Origin of the sequence: Adlercreutzia faecimuris, assembly GCF_022669055.1 — a bacterium.
GTDB lineage: Bacteria > Actinomycetota > Coriobacteriia > Coriobacteriales > Eggerthellaceae > Enterorhabdus > Enterorhabdus faecimuris.
Genome location: NZ_JAJMLW010000001.1, coordinates 338749 through 353592 on the forward strand (window position 1 = coordinate 338749; position 14844 = coordinate 353592).

Annotated in this window: 11 protein-coding genes; all 11 read left to right on the plus strand. The window is 71.1% G+C overall.

All coding sequences use genetic code 11. The annotated features are described in order from the left end of the window. Window positions 1–33: 33 nt before the first annotated feature. The 11 genes from clpB (at window position 34) to LPT13_RS01165 (ending at window position 14837) form a co-directional block, all read left to right on the plus strand. Window positions 34–2724: an ATP-dependent chaperone ClpB gene (clpB, locus tag LPT13_RS01115; RefSeq protein ID WP_242162664.1), complete on the plus strand. Its 2691-nt coding sequence runs from the start codon at window positions 34–36 to the stop codon at window positions 2722–2724. Between the two features lie 200 nt (window positions 2725–2924). Continuing rightward, window positions 2925–3062, plus strand: a complete 138-nt coding sequence (locus tag LPT13_RS01120) for a hypothetical protein (protein WP_242162666.1) — start codon at window positions 2925–2927, stop codon at window positions 3060–3062. A 3-nt stretch (window positions 3063–3065) separates the two neighbouring features. Beyond that, window positions 3066–4583, plus strand: a complete 1518-nt coding sequence (locus LPT13_RS01125) for a TrkH family potassium uptake protein (protein ID WP_242162667.1) — start codon at window positions 3066–3068, stop codon at window positions 4581–4583. Further along, window positions 4580–5257: a hydrolase gene (locus LPT13_RS01130; protein ID WP_242162669.1), complete on the plus strand. Its 678-nt coding sequence runs from the start codon at window positions 4580–4582 to the stop codon at window positions 5255–5257. Before LPT13_RS01125 ends, LPT13_RS01130 begins: the two co-directional genes overlap by 4 nt. A 165-nt stretch (window positions 5258–5422) precedes the next feature. Beyond that, window positions 5423–6451 carry a ribosome small subunit-dependent GTPase A gene (rsgA, locus tag LPT13_RS01135; protein WP_430622557.1) on the plus strand — a complete coding sequence of 343 codons (1029 nt, stop codon included), beginning with the start codon at window positions 5423–5425 and terminating at the stop codon, window positions 6449–6451. A gap of 80 nt (window positions 6452–6531) precedes the next feature. Next, window positions 6532–7836, plus strand: coding sequence for a glycosyltransferase (locus tag LPT13_RS01140; protein WP_242162670.1), 1305 nt, complete (start codon window positions 6532–6534; stop codon window positions 7834–7836). Window positions 7837–7842: 6 nt separating this feature from the next. Continuing rightward, window positions 7843–8655 carry a sulfite exporter TauE/SafE family protein gene (locus LPT13_RS01145; RefSeq protein ID WP_242162672.1) on the plus strand — a complete coding sequence of 271 codons (813 nt, stop codon included), beginning with the start codon at window positions 7843–7845 and terminating at the stop codon, window positions 8653–8655. A 135-nt stretch (window positions 8656–8790) separates the two neighbouring features. Then, window positions 8791–10761, plus strand: a complete 1971-nt coding sequence (locus LPT13_RS01150) for a sensor histidine kinase (RefSeq protein WP_242162674.1) — start codon at window positions 8791–8793, stop codon at window positions 10759–10761. 369 nt (window positions 10762–11130) lie between these two features. After that, entirely contained in the window at window positions 11131–11925 is a 795-nt protein-coding gene (locus LPT13_RS01155; RefSeq protein WP_242162677.1) for a 4Fe-4S binding protein, read from the plus strand. A 93-nt stretch (window positions 11926–12018) separates the two neighbouring features. Next, window positions 12019–13383 carry a hypothetical protein gene (locus LPT13_RS01160; protein ID WP_242162679.1) on the plus strand — a complete coding sequence of 455 codons (1365 nt, stop codon included), beginning with the start codon at window positions 12019–12021 and terminating at the stop codon, window positions 13381–13383. A gap of 581 nt (window positions 13384–13964) precedes the next feature. Next, on the plus strand, window positions 13965–14837 hold the full coding sequence (locus tag LPT13_RS01165) for a response regulator transcription factor (RefSeq protein WP_242162680.1): 873 nt from the start codon (window positions 13965–13967) through the stop codon (window positions 14835–14837). Window positions 14838–14844: the final 7 nt, after the last annotated feature.

The window sequence follows — 14844 nt, forward strand, 5'->3', positions numbered from 1 at the left end:
ACCAGATAGAAACCAAGCAAGGAGAAACACCTCATGAGACTAGACAAGCTGGCTCTGACGGCACAGGAGGCCTTCCAAGGCGCCATGGGCGTGGCGAGCGAGGCCGAATCCGCCATCATCGAGCCGATCCACCTGCTCAAGGCGCTTCTCGATGCCGACGAGAACAACCTCGCGGCCATCATCAAGCGCATCGGGGCCGACCCGGTCTGGCTGTCCCAGAACGTGGCCGACGACATCGCCAAGATGCCCAAGCAGTCCGGCACCGCTCCCATGCCCATCCCGGGCCAGGACCTCATCAAGGTCATCGACGGCGCCGTGAAGATAGCCGAGAAGCTCGGCGACTCCTACGCCACGAGCGAGCACCTGCTCATCGCCCTGTCTGAGGACAAGGGCGCCGCGGGCCGGCTGCTCTCCACGGCGGGCATCACCCGCAAGAACATCGAGGAGGCCTACGAGGCCCTGCGCGGCAACACCCGCGTGACCTCCCAGACCGAGAAGACCCAGTTCGAGGCCCTGGAGCAGTACGGCCAGAACCTCACTCAGCAGGCCCGCGAGGGCAAGCTCGACCCGGTCATCGGCCGCAACGAGGAGATTCGCCGCACCGTCCAGGTGCTCAGCCGCCGCACGAAGAACAACCCCGTGCTCATCGGCGAGCCGGGCACCGGCAAGACGGCCATCGTCGAGGGCCTGGCCCAGCGCATCGTCGCCGGCGACGTGCCCTCCAGCCTGAAGGACCGTGAGATCGTCTCGCTCGACCTGGGCGCGATGATGGCCGGCGCGAAGTACCGCGGCGAGTTCGAGGATCGCCTGAAGGCCGTCCTGCGCGAGGTCAAGGACGCCGACGGGCAGGTCATCCTGTTCATCGACGAGCTCCACACCATCGTGGGCGCGGGCGCGGGCGGCGACAGCTCGCTCGACGCCGGCAACATGCTCAAGCCGGCGCTCGCCCGCGGCGAGCTGCGCGCCATCGGCGCCACCACGCTCGACGAGTACCGCAAGTACATCGAGAAGGACGCCGCGCTCGAGCGCCGCTTCCAGCCGGTCATGGTCAACGAGCCGACGGTGGAGGACACCATCGCCATCCTGCGCGGCCTGAAGGAGAAGTACGAGATCCACCACGGCGTGCGCATCACCGACGGCGCCATCGTGAGCGCCGCCGAGCTCTCCGACCGCTACATCACCGACCGCTTCCTGCCCGACAAGGCCATCGACCTCATGGACGAGGCCGCCAGCCGCCTGCGCATCGAGATCGACTCGATGCCCGAGGAGGTCGACGCCGCCGAGCGCAAGCTCATCCAGATGCAGATCGAGGAGCAGGCCCTCATGAAGGAGACCGACGCCGCCTCGGCCGAGCGCCTGGAGAAGCTGCGCCAGGACATCGCCACCGCGCGCGAGGCCCTCGACCACCAGAAGGCCGTGTGGCAGAACGAGAAGGACTCCATCGTCAGCGTCCAGAACCTGAAGGCCCAGCTCGAGAGCGCGCAGCTCGACGAGGAGAAGGCCACCCGCGAGGGCGACCTGGTGCTGGCCTCCGAGATCCGCTACGCCCGCATCCCCGAGCTGCAGCGCCAGCTCCAGCAGGCCGAGGAGGCCGTCAAGGCCAAGCAGGAGGACGGCGCCATCCTGAAGGAGGAGGTCACCGACGAGGAGATCGCCGCCGTCGTGGCCACCTGGACGGGCATCCCCGTGTCCAAGATGATGCAGGGCGAGCTGGAGAAGCTGGCCGACCTGGACGAGCGCCTGGAGGAGCGCGTCATCGGCCAGGACGACGCGGTGCACGTGGTGGCCGGCGCCATCCGCCGCAACCGCGCCGGGCTCTCCGACCCGAACAAGCCCATCGGATCCTTCCTGTTCCTGGGCCCCACCGGCGTCGGCAAGACCGAGCTGGCCAAGACGCTCGCCGAGTACCTGTTCGACTCCGAGAAGGCCATGGTGCGCATCGACATGTCCGAGTACATGGAGAAGTTCTCCGTCCAGCGCCTGATCGGGGCGCCTCCGGGGTACGTGGGCTATGACGAGGGCGGCCAGCTGACCGAGGCCGTGCGGCGCCACCCGTACTGCGTCATCCTGCTGGACGAGATCGAGAAGGCCCACCCGGACGTGTTCAACATCCTGCTGCAGGTGCTCGACGACGGCCGCCTGACCGACGGCCAGGGCCGCGTGGTGAACTTCAAGAACACCATCATCATCATCATGACCTCGAACATCGGCTCGCAGCTCATCCGCGAGCACTCGGCCGAGCAGAACGAGACCATGGGCGACATGCTCAACGGCATGGCCGAGATGACGCCGGAGGCGGCTGCCAAGCGCATGGCCGACTTCGCCAACAAGATGCAGGACGCCCTGCGTAACACGTTCCGCCCCGAGTTCCTCAACCGCATCGACGACATCATCACGTTCAACGAGCTCAACATCAACGTGATCGAGTCCATCGTGAACCTGCAGCTCGAGGAGGTGCGCGCCCGCCTGGCCGACCGCCGCGTCACGCTCGACGTCACCCCGGCGGCCATGGAGCACCTGTCCATCGACGGCTTCGACCCGGTCTACGGCGCCCGCCCGCTCAAGCGGCTCATCCAGCGCCAGATCGTGGACCGCATCGCCGAGAAGATCATCGCCGGCGAGGTGCACGACGGCAGCCACGTGCTGATCGACATCGACGCCGAGGGCGAGTACGCCTGCACGGTCGAGGGGCCGCTCGACTTCGATGGGCTGCTCGAGGGCTAGCCCGCCCCGCGGCGGGACGCCCCGCGCCCGCGCCGCTCGCGGCCGGCGGCGGCCGCTGCCCGCGCCGCAACCTGACGGCACGACCCCAAGGGGGCCCATCCGCTGGATGGGCCCCCTTCCTTTGTACTAGAATACGCCCTATGCCTTCCTGCCGGGACATATCCGCCGTGTGCGCCGACCCTTGGGGGCGGTGCTGAGCCATGGGCCAGACCTTCCGGCAGCTGCTCTCCGAGTTCTTCGTGGCGGGCCACGGGGTGATCCTCGTGATCCTGTCCCTCGTGTGCTTCATCGTGGCGCTCGGCATCCTCATGACCCTCGTGCGTGTGGTGATGGGCTAGCCTATGTGGCAGCGCTTCACACTCTATGACCTGCGGGTCATCGGCCATTACCTGGGCACGCTCATCCTGTTCTCGGCGCTGACGATGGTCGTCCCGCTGCTGACGGCGCTCGTCTTCCAGGAATGGGAGCCCGCCGCGCGCTACCTGTTCGCCGCGGGGCTGGCGCTCACGGCCGGCGCGCTCCTGCGGTTTCTGCGCATCGAGCCCGGCCGCCTCAGCCGGCGCCAGGCGCTGGCCGTCACGGGCACCGCGTGGATCATCCTCGCCCTGTTCGCGTCGGTGCCGCTGTACTTCTCGGGCCACTACGCCACCTACCTCGACGCGCTGTTCGACGGCGTGTCGGGCCTCACCACCACCGGCGCCACGGTCATCCAGGACCTCAACCACCTGTCCAACGCCGACAACATGCTGCGCTTCATGATGCACCTGCTGGGCGGCCTGGGGCTCATCGTGGTGGCGCTGTCCATCGGGCTGTTCGGCAAGCGCGCCGGCGCCTCGCTCTACACCTCGGAGGGCCGCAGCGAGCACGTGGTGCCCAACGTCGTGCAGACCACCCAGTTCATCGCTGGCATCACGGTGGAGATCGTCGCCGTGGCGACCGTGGTCATCGGGTCGATGTGCCTTGTGGCCGGCATGGAGCCCTCGCGCGCGTTCCTCCAGGCGCTGTGGCTGTCCATCTCGGGCTTCGTCACGGGCGGCTTCGCGCCCATGAGCCAGTCGATCATGTACTACCACTCGGCCGTCATCGAGTTCGTGCTGATGGTCCTCATGCTGCTGGGCTCCATCAGCTTCGTGCTGTACGCCGAGGTGTGGAAGGGGCGCGTGGGGATGTTCTTCCGCGACATCGAGACGCGCACGATGCTCCTGTGGATCGGCGTCATGACCGTGGTGATGACCGCGGCGCTGTCGGCCGGCCCGCTGTTCTCCGACCTGCCGGCGCTCCTGCGCCGCGGGCTGTTCATGGTGGTGTCGGCCTTCACCACCACGGGCTTCCAGGTGGTCACGAGCAACCAGCTGACCACGGCCTTCACCTCCGGTGCCTTCCTCACGCTGGCGCTCATCATGGCGGTGGGCGGCTCGGCCGGGTCCACCTCGGGCGGCATCAAGTTCAGCCGCGTGGGCATCATCTTCAAGTCGATGGTGGCCACCATCAAGGAGGCGCTCGCGCCCGACTCGGCTCGCGTGGTGGTGGCCTACAACCATATCGGCCGCCGCGTGCTCACGCCCGAGATCGTGAAGGAGGCCATGACGGTGTTCATCCTGTTCGTGGTCACCTACGTCATCGGCGCGCTCGTGGGCATCGCGCACGGCTACGAGGCCACCCAGGCCATCTTCGAGTCGGTGGCCATGACGTCCAACGGCGGCATCACCACGGGCCTGGCCACGTCGGGCATGCCCATGTCGCTGGAGCTGTTCTACATCTTCCAGATGTGGGCCGGCCGTCTCGAGTTCGTGACGCTGCTGGCGCTGGTGGTCGAGGTGGCGGCGTCGTTCATCCCGCGGCGGAAGGAGACGTCGTGAGGCGCGCGGGACGCGGCGCGACGGGTGGCGCGGCGGGTGCGGTGGCGCGCGGCGCGGAGGCCGCGGCGCGAGCGACGCGTGCGGCGGACGGGATGCGCTGGGCCGCGGTGGCCCTGCTGCTGGCGGCGGCCCTGCTGCTGGCGGGGATGCCGGCATGGGCGGCCGAGGGCGACGAGGCCGGCCCCGGCGACAACGCGGTGAACCCCCAGCAGATGCCTGACAGCTCCTTCATCTACGACACGTCCATCGCCGATCTGTACAGCGCCGACTCCTACCTGAACAACCAGACGGTGCAGGTGGTGGGCGAGGTCATCGGCGATCGCATCAACGCCGAGTTCAACGCGCCCAACTGCTGGATAGCCCTCCAGGCCGTCGACGGCTCGGGCGCCGACATCCCCGTGTTCACCACGAAGGTGGCCACCAAGGCCATCGACCGCTACGGCGCCTACGGCGTGCGCGGCACCACGGTGCAGGTGCGCGGCACCTTCCACCTCACCTGTCCCGAGCATGAGGGACTGACCGACCTGCACGCCGACCACCTGAGCGTCGTGAAGAAGGGCGAGGACCTGCCCGACGAGCTCGACCCGACCCGGTTCATCCCCGGCGCCGTGATGGTGGGGCTGGGGCTCGTGCTCATCCTCGTGTTCTACCGCCTGTGGGAAAGCCAGCGCTAGGGGGCCGCCGTGGAGGAGATGCGCCGCGATGACCTTCTCGCGCCCGACGGGCGCGAGCCGCGCCCCGGGGAGGGCGCCGACGCGCCGTGCCCGGGCTCGGGCTCGGGTGCCGAGGATGCGCGGGAGGCGCCCGTCGCCCGCGACGCCGGCGCCGCGGGCGCGCCCCTGGCGGGCGAGGTGGTGAAGCTGGACCGGGGGTTCCCGCTCGTGCGGCTGGCCGACGGGCGCGAGCTGCGCTGCGAGCACGCGACGGCGCTGGTCAAGGGCGAGAAGGTACGCGCCGTCATCGGCGACCGCGTGGAGGTGTCGGCCCCCGACGAGCACGACATGGGCATCATCGAGGCCATCCTCCCGCGTGAGCGCGCCTTCGTGCGCAAGGACCCGACCGAGCGCGCCGTGCCCCAGGTGCTGGCCGCCAACTTCGACCGCGTCATCGTCGCGCAGCCCCTGGCCGAGGTGAACCGGCGCCGGCTCGAGCGCGAGCTGGTGCTGGCCTACGAGACGGGCGCCGCCGTGACCGTCGTGCTGACCAAGGCCGACCTCGCCGCCGACGACGACCAGGTGCGCGCCGTGAGCGACCAGGTGCGGGCCATCGCCGGGCCCGACGTGCAGACGATCGTCGTGTCGTCGGCCGACCCGTCCAGCGCCGAGGCGGTGCGCGCCCTCGTCCCCGCCGGGTCGATGGCGGTGCTCATCGGCCGCAGCGGGGTGGGGAAGTCGAGCCTGGTGAACCTGCTTCTGGGCGAGGAGGTGCAGGAGACGGCGGCCGTGCGCGAGGGCGACGGCAAGGGACGCCACACCACCGTCAGCCGCGAGGTCATCGAGCTGCCCGGCGGCGGCCGCATCGTCGACATGCCCGGCGTGCGCGGCCTGGGGCTGTGGGACGCCGACGCCGGCATCGGCGCCGCCTTCGCCGACGTGGAGGCGCTGGCCGAGGGCTGCCGCTTCCGCGACTGCCGCCACGGCGACGAGCCCGGATGCGCCGTGCGCGCCGCCGTCGAGGCCGGCGAGCTGGCGCCCGAGCGCCTCGCGTCCTACCAGGCGCTGCGCCAAGAGACGGCCGACATCCGCGAGCGCCGCGAGCAGGCGCGCTGGGCCCAGGGCGAGAAGGCGTCCCACGTGCGCATATCCAAGGCGCGCAAGGCCTACCAGAAGTCCGGCCACGCCAAGAGGGGCCGCCGCGCGGGGCGTTGATGCGGGCTCCACAAATGATGGGTACAATACGAAGGTTATCTGTCACGAACGACCACGACCAAGCACGGGGAAGGAGCTGCATGCAGCCCGTCGTCATCATCCCGACGTTCATCGCGGGGCGCCGCCATCGCCCCGGCTCCAACGCCATCGCCACCTACGACCACGTGACGCCGCTGGGCGACCCCGGCGAGCTGGGCCGCTGCCTGGCGTCGCTCGAGAAGGTGCGCGGGCTGGGCCTGGTGGTGGTGCTCGTGGCCGCCGAGTCGCCCTTCGAGGCCCAGGCGGCTGAGAAGGTGCAGGCTGTGGTCGACCAGCACCCGGCGCTGAACGTGCTGGTCATCGGCGCGGCCGAGCTGGCGCTCGTGCGCCAGCGCATGGAGCAGCTCAAGATCGGCAAGCTCAGCCGCGAGGTGGGGCTGTCGGGCTACGGCGCCGTGCGCAACCTGGGCCTGGTGGTGGCCAACGCGTTCGGCTTCGACGCGGTGGTGTTCCTGGACGACGACGAGGTGGTCGACGACCCCGACTTCCTCAAGCGCGCCATGTACGGCCTGGGCAAGCTCACCAAGAAGGGCATCCCCATCCTGGCCAAGACCGGCTACTACCTCAACGACCAGGGGTCGTACCTGTCGAAGTGGGAAGACGCCTGGTACAACCGCTTCTGGCAGCAGGGCCGCGCCTTCAACGAGTGGATCAGCAAGGCGATGAGGGGCCCGCGTCTGTCGCGGTCGAACCACGTGTGCGGCGGCTGCCTGGCCGTCCACAAGGAGGCGTTCCGCCGTCTGGCCTTCGACCCGTGGATCACCCGCGGCGAGGATCTGGACTACATGCTCGACCTGCGCATGTACGGATCGGACATCTGGTTCGACAACGACTGGGTGCTGCGCCACCTGCCGCCCAAGTCCTCGAGCGAGGGCGACCGCTTCCGCCAGGACATCTTCCGCTGGATCTACGAGTACCGCAAGCTGGAGTACAGCCGCGCGCTCATCGACCTGCAGCAGGTGAAGCCCAAGTCGCTCGAGCCCTACCCGGGGCCGTTTCTGGAGGCGGGGCTCACGCGCCGCATCCGCATCACCGCGTTTCTGCGCAGCTTGGTGCTGCCCGACAAGAAGGCCTACCGCCGCGCCGCGAAGGCGGCCCGCAAGGAGGCGCAGACCTACGCCGAGCGCAACTGCGCCAAGTACTTCGAGTTCCAGTACACCTGGCCCGAGGCTATGGCGCGCCTGGAGGGCGACGAGGCGCTGAGCGAGGCGCTTCTGCGGTCGGCCCTGCACAACGCGGCCGTGGCGGCCGGGGCGGATGCGGCCGGCGACGCCGCGCGCGGGGCGCGGCCCGAGTCGTTCGACCCGGGCATGACCAGCGAGATCCGCCTGAACATCGCGGAGTAGCGCGCCGTGGACCCGCTCATCACGCTGCTGGCGTCGCTCGCGGTCGGCCTGGCGGTCGGCGTGCTGTCGGGGCTTCTGGGCATCGGCGGCGGCACCATCTTGGTGCCGCTGTTCAAGCTCGGCTACGCGCTCGAGCCCATTGTCAGCACGGCCACGTCGCTGGTGACCATCATCCCCACGTCCATATCGGGCGCCATCGGGCACATCCGCCGCAAGACCTGCGTGCCGGCCCTCGGCGTGGCGGCGGGCCTGGGCGGCGCGCTCACCTCGCCGGTGGGCGTGTGGCTGGCGACGGTGTCGCCCGACTGGGCCATCATGGTGGCCGCGGCCACCGTCATCGCGTACTCGGCCATCACCATGTTCAAGAAGGCGATCAAGGCCCCCAAGGAGGGGAAGGCGGCGGCTGCGGGTGCGAGCGCCGCGGTGCCGAGCGTGCCGCGGATGACGCGGCGCCAGCTGGCGCTGGGGGTCGGCGTGGGCGCGATAGCCGGCGTGGCCTCGGGCTACGTGGGGCTGGGCGGCGGCTTCGTCATGGTTCCGCTCATGGTGTCGCTGTTCCGCATCCCTATGAAGCTGACCTCGGGCACGTCGCTCATCGCCGTGGCGCTGCTGGCCGCGCCGGCCGCCGTCACCCAGGCGCTCTACGGCAACGTCGAGTGGATGGTCGCCGCGGCCGTGGCCGTGGGCTCGGTTCCCGGCGCGCTCTGGGGCGCGCGCCTCATCCCCCACGTCCCCGAGCGCGCGCTGCGCTTCATCTTCAGCGGCTTTCTCCTGGTGGGCGCCGTCATGCTCGTCCTCAACCAGGCCGGCGCCCTCTAGCGGCTCCTCGCCGCGTGCGCTTTTGCTATAGTGGCGGAAACGCGCGCGAGCGCCTCGTCGCGCTGCATTAAGCACCGTCCGCGTCGCCTCGCCCCCGTGAGCGCGGCGCGCCCCGACCCTCCCGAGGAGTGAGCCATGGCCACCCTGAAAGACGCCTCCGGCGAGGCGGCCAACAACCAGTACCGCTACCCGCGGCTGTTCAACCTGGAGATGCTCGCCTTCACGCTGGCGGCGCTCTCAGCGCTGGCCATGCTGTGGACGGTGCTGTCGCCCAACGTGTCGGTCGTGGTGATGATCGTGGCGGGCATGGTGTTCACCCTGTCCATCGTGACGGTCATCCGCCTGCTGATGGATCCCGACTCGGTGCGTGCCCACCAGTCCGACGACATGCTCCAACTGGCCAGCCAGTTCCTCGACCTGATGAAGGAGGGCATGACCCCCTACGCCGCCCAGCGCATCTGCGCGCTGCTGCTGCCGAGCACCGCCGCGGTGGCCGTCGCCATCACCGACACCGACCGCATCCTGGGCTACGCCGGCTTCCAGGAGGCCGACAACCCGGCCGGCAGCATCATCCGCACCCAGGCCACCCACGAGGCCATGGCCGACGCCACCATGCACGTGCTCTACACGGCCGAGGACATCGGGTTCCCGCCTAACGCCACCATCAAGGCCGCCATCATCGTGCCGCTGCTCGTCGGCGACAAGGTGGAGGGCAGCCTCAAGTTCTACTACCGCAACGGGAAGAAGATCACCGAGACGCAGAAGTCCATCGCCCAGGGGTTCGGTCGCCTGCTGTCCACCCAGATGGCCGCCGTCGAGATGGAGACGCAGCGCAAGCTGGCCACGTCCATGGAGCTGAAGATGCTCCAGAGCCAGATCAACCCGCATTTCCTGTTCAACACCATCAACACCATCGCCTCGCTCATCCGCACCGACCCGGCCAAGGCGCGCACGATGCTGCGCGAGTTCGCCGTGTTCTACCGCCGCACGCTGGAGGACTCGACCGACCGCATCATGCTCTCGCGCGAGATCGAGCAGACCATGCGCTACTTCTCGTTCGAGGTGGCGCGCTTCGGCGAGGATCGCGTGGCGCTCTATGTCGGCGCCGGGCCCGAGCTGCAGGACATGCTGGTGCCGCCGTTCATCATCCAGCCCATCGTCGAGAACGCGGTGAAGCACGCCATGCCGCTGGAGGGGAAGCTGACCGTGTCGATCCTGGCCGAGGTGGACGGCGACGACGTGGTGGTGGAGGTGCGCGACGACGGCGTGGGCATGAGCGAGCAGGCGTGCCAGAACATCATGCACCCCGAGTCGCAGACCGGCTTGGGCATCGCCGTGAAGAACGTGCACGACCGCATGAAGGGCTTCTTCGGGCCCAACGCCTGCATGGAGGTGGAAAGCGAGCTGGGGAAGGGGACGCGCGTGATGCTGAGGTTCCCCGAGTGCGCGAAGAACCATGCGGCGATGCTGGGCGGCGAGGCGCCGACGGCCGCCGTGGCCGACGCGGCCGGGGCCGTGGCCGCCGCCGTGGCCGACGTGGCCCCGGTGGCCGTGGCCGACCCGGCGGTCGCGCGTGCCGCGACCCGCGCCCGCGTAGCCGCCGACGTGTCGGGTGCCGGTGTGGCCCCCGGCACGCCGAGCAGCGCCGCGGCGGGTGCGCCGAGTGGCGCGGGCGCCGCCGGGGCGGGCGCGGCGAGCGGTGCTGGTGCCGCCGGGGCGGGTGCGCCGAGTGGTGCGCGTGCCGCCGGGGCGGGTGCTATGAGTGGCGCGGGCGCCGCCGGGGCGAGCACGGCGGCTGCCGCGGGAGGCGCGGGGGCCGGCATGGCCGGGGCGGCCGTGATGCCGCCGGCGCGCGCGGCGGACGACGATCCGCTGCCCGTGGGACGCATCCGCGTGGTGGAGGGCCGGGTGGCGCGCTCGCGCCGCGTCGCCGAGGAGTCCGCGGAGACGGAGGGCGGCGCCGACGTGCTCGTCCGCGGCATCCAGGGCATCGAGGACGTGGAGGCGCAGGTGGCCGCCCGCATCGCCGAGGGCCGCGCCGCCGCGCGCAAGCCCAAGCTCGTCTGGCCCGACGACGCCGACGACCCCCAAGAAGCCGGCGCCTAGCGCCTTCGCGTCTGCCCCCCTCGCAAGCGCGCCGGGGGCTTGCCGGGTCGTGACGGATATCGCGCGCATCGGTAGCGCCCTCCTGCTCGTGCGAGCCCCTCCGGGGCGCCGCGCAAAATGTTTCACGTGAAACATTCCCGCGCCGCGCGCGGACGCGAGGGCCCGTGTCGCACTCGCGTGCGAGGATCCCGCGTCGCGCGCCCGCCCCTCTCCCTCTTCCTCCTCTTCCCTCTCTTCCCTTCCTTCTCTTGTGCGGCATTCCTACGGGATATTCACGGAGACTCTGTGCGCAGCTTGCGTTCTCCCTGGTAAATGCTATTCTCGCCGGGAAATATACGGAACGGGCGAGCGCCTGCGGAAGGAGTTTCCATGATTAGAAGGATCATCGAAATAGACGAGGAGAAGTGCACGGGCTGCCGCCTGTGCGTGGATGCGTGCCACGAGGGTGCCATCGGGATGGTCGACGGGAAGGCGCGGCTGCTGCGCGACGACTACTGCGACGGGCTGGGCGACTGCCTACCCGCGTGCCCGACCGACGCCATCACCTTCATCGAGCGCGAGGCCGACGCCTACGACGAGGCCGCGGTCGTCGCGCACCTGGCCGCGCGCCAGGCGGCCGAGCTGCGCGTCGAGGACGCCGCCGATGCCGCGTCCGCCCGACCGGCTGCGGGCGGCTGCCCCGGGTCGCGCGCCCGCGAGCTGGGCGGCGGCATGGGCGCCTCCCCGTCTGCGCCGGCGGCCTCCGAGCGTGTGGTCGCCGTCCCGGCCGAGGCGACGGGCTTCCAGCTCGACCAGCTGCCGAGTCGCCTCATGCAGTGGCCCGCCCAGATCAAGCTGGTGCCCGTCCAGGCGCCGTACTACGAGGGCCGCGGCCTGCTCATCGCCGCCGACTGCACCGCGTTCGCCTGCGCGTCCTTCCACGAGCGCCTCATGCGCGGCAAGGTGACCATCATCGGCTGCCCCAAGCTGGACGAGGGCAGCTACGTCGACAAGCTGGCCGCCATCATCGAGGCCAACCTCATCACCAGCGTCACGGTGGCGCGCATGGAGGTCCCGTGCTGCGGCGGCCTGGAGCGCGCGGCGGCCGAGGCGCTGGCGCGCAGCGGGAAGGACCTGCCGTTCGAGGTGGTCACGTTCTCCGTGAACGGGGATGTCCTGGCCTGATTAAGCCCCCTGCCGCCCAAGACGGTCATGGACAAGGAACCGCCGGTTGGCTATGATTTTCGGAGGTTTGTCATCCCATAGAGTGGAGCATCTGTGTCCTCATTCCTGTCCTCGCTCAACCTCTCGCCGTTCGCGCTGGTGGCCATCGGCCTGCTCGTGCTGGCCGTCATCATCGTCATCCTGGTGGGGTGGATCATCGCCATCGACCGGCGCACCCGTGGCGTGGTCGACGGGCTCGAGGTCGAGCGCCGCAAGGTGGCGGAGATGCAGGTGATAGTGAGCCAGCGCGTCGCCCAGGGCGGCGGCCCCCGTCGCGGGGCCGGGCGGCCCGGGCCGGGCGGAGCGGGTGGCCCGGGAGCGGGCGCCGGTCGTGGTGCGCCGGGCGGCGCCCCGGGCCGCGGGCAGCAGAACCCCGGCGCGGCGCGCGTGGGCGTGCCCCAGAACGCCGAGATGGGCTCGCATCGCGTTCGCGCGGCCCAGCCGGCGGCGGGTGCGGGCGCTGTCGGGATGCCGGGTGCCGGCGCTGGGGCGCGCGGCGCCGGCGCGGCGGGTGGTGCTGCCGGGCGTCCTGCGGGACAGCCGAGCCCCGCGGCCGAGGAGGAGCAGGCCTTCGCCGCCTGGGTGCAGGAGCGTGCCCAGGCCATGGAGCAGGGGAGGAAGCGCCCCCTGCGCGGCCGTGCCCCGCGCGATGCCCAGAGCGCACATGAGATAAGCGTTCCCCGCGGCATGGACAAGACCGGCGGGGTTCCCATGGAGCAGTGGACGGGGCCGGTGGGTCGCGGCGCCCGCGGCCAGCGCGGCCAGGTGGCCCGCCAGGCCACGGCGGCCGCCCAGGCCCAGGCGCGCCAGGCCGCGGCGCAGGGCGCGGCCGCGGGGGATCCCCGCGTGGCCCGTCGCGGCGCCCAGGCGGGCGATCCCCGTGCCAGCCGGCAGGGCGGGCAGCAGGATGCGGCCCGCATGCAGGCGCAGGCGGGCCGCTCCGGCCAGCCCCAGCGCGAGGGCGGCCGCCCGGGACGCGACCCGCGGGCCGGCCATCCGGCTGGCGACGGACGCGGAGGCCAGCGGGCCGCGCAGGCGGCGGGCGACTCGCGTGCCCAGCGTGCCGCGCAGGCAGCCCGGGCTCCCCGCGCCGGCGATGCGCGACCCTGGCAGAACCCCCGCGCGAACGGCCGCCAGTCGTCGCAGCCCCGCGGCGGGCGCGGCGGCAACCCCGCAAACTCGGGCTACGTGCAGGTGGACGCCTCTGTGGCGCGCCAGCCCCACAGCTACGCGCAGGGCAACCCGTCCTCGCCGCTGCAGCCCCGTGCCGGCCACCGCCCAATGACCCAGCCGAACGCCGCCGCGCGTCCGGTCGACGAGGAGCCCATCCCCGTCCAGGTGGAGGCCGCCTCGTCCACGGGCCTCTTCCGCCACAAGAAGAAGGCCGCCGAATCCCCCCGCGGCAAGCACGCCCGCTAGTCCGCCGCCCGGCACCGGGCGACCCGGGCGCCGCTCCGCGCGTCGCCTCAAGCGTCGCCTCGAAGGCTCGAAGGCTCGTCGCGCAAATCCCGATACGCAAGAAGGCCCCGCCCAACTCAGGCGAGCCTTTGCATGCGCGGAATGTTTCACGTGAAACACTCCGCATGCCGTGCCGCTCGTGCCCTTGCGAGCGCCCGCGCTTGCGTCCCGCGGCGACCACGCTTGCGTCCCCCGGCACCCGCACTTGCGTCCCGCGGTGGACGCGGTGTCCGTGTTCCCTTTGTCGTGCGAGATTGCTCGAACCCTCTACTTTGTCGCAATGTCACGCACAATCGCACAAATGTTTCACGTGAAACATTTCGCGCGCTGCGCTGCTATCGCCCGCGCGAGCGCTCGCGCTTGCGTTCCGCGGCGCCCGCGCCCTCGCGAGCGCCCGCGCTTGCTCCCCGCGGCGCTCGCGTGGGCGTTCCCCGCTGTGCCGGTGCCGCTGGCTCGGCCGGGAGGGCCGCCGACCTTGACCGGGGGGGGGGCGCCTGTTTGCTATCATCAGGGGCGGCCCCGAAGAGATGAGGGAGAGAACCATGACCCAGGCCGTCGGCGTCCCGCGCGCCCGCATTCTGCTTATCGAGGACGACGCCTCCATCAACGAGATCGTCGCCGACCACCTGGCGCGCCGCGGCTTCGGCTGCACGCGCGCGTTCTCGGGAACCGAGGCGCGGCTGCTGCTGGAACGCGACCGCTTCGACCTGGTGGTGACCGACCTCATGCTGCCGGGGATGCCGGGCGATGAGCTGGTGGCGCTCATCCGCGCGTCGGACGCGGCGACGCCCATCATCGTCGTGTCGGCGCGCACCGCCCCGGCCGACAAGGTCGACCTGCTCAAGCTGGGCGCGGACGACTACCTCTCCAAGCCCTTCGACCTCGACGAGCTGTCCGCGCGCATCGAGGTGCAGCTGCGCCACCGCGCCGCGCGCTGCGAGGCCGCCGCGCGCGCCGCCGGGGAGGGCGCCCCCGGCGTGTCCGCGACGCCTGCGACCGGCGCCCCCGCCGCGTCTGCGACGCTCGGCTTCTTCGCCCCCGCCGCGTCTGCGCCTGTCGGCGGCGCTGCCCCGTCCGCTGCGGGGCGCTCCGCCGCGCCCGCCCCCGTCGCCGACGGCCGCATCCTGCGCCTCGGCCGCTGGCAGGTCGACCGCGCCGCGCGCACGCTCGAGGTCGATGGCGCCGACGTGCCCCTCACGCGCACCGAGTTCAACATCCTGGAGCTGCTCGCCAGCCATCCCAAACGCGTCTTCACCAAGCAGGAGCTGTTCGAGACGGTCTGGGGCGAGCCCTACGCCACCGAGGACAGCACCGTCAACGTCCACGTCTCCAACCTGCGCCACAAGCTGCGGCCTTCCGGCACCGACGCCTACATCCAGACCGTCTGGGGTCTCGGCTTCAAGATCACGCTCTAGGAGCCCG

Excerpts from the sequence above, each read along its gene's own strand:
- clpB (WP_242162664.1), top strand. The coding sequence starts at position 34 with ATGAGACTAGACAAGCTGGCTCTGACGGCACAGGAGGCCTTCCAAGGC.
- LPT13_RS01120 (WP_242162666.1), top strand. The coding sequence starts at position 2,925 with ATGGGCCAGACCTTCCGGCAGCTGCTCTCCGAGTTCTTCGTGGCGGGC.
- LPT13_RS01125 (WP_242162667.1), top strand. The coding sequence starts at position 3,066 with ATGTGGCAGCGCTTCACACTCTATGACCTGCGGGTCATCGGCCATTAC.
- LPT13_RS01140 (WP_242162670.1), top strand. The coding sequence starts at position 6,532 with ATGCAGCCCGTCGTCATCATCCCGACGTTCATCGCGGGGCGCCGCCAT.
- LPT13_RS01150 (WP_242162674.1), top strand. The coding sequence starts at position 8,791 with ATGGCCACCCTGAAAGACGCCTCCGGCGAGGCGGCCAACAACCAGTAC.
- LPT13_RS01155 (WP_242162677.1), top strand. The coding sequence starts at position 11,131 with ATGATTAGAAGGATCATCGAAATAGACGAGGAGAAGTGCACGGGCTGC.
- LPT13_RS01165 (WP_242162680.1), top strand. The coding sequence starts at position 13,965 with ATGACCCAGGCCGTCGGCGTCCCGCGCGCCCGCATTCTGCTTATCGAG.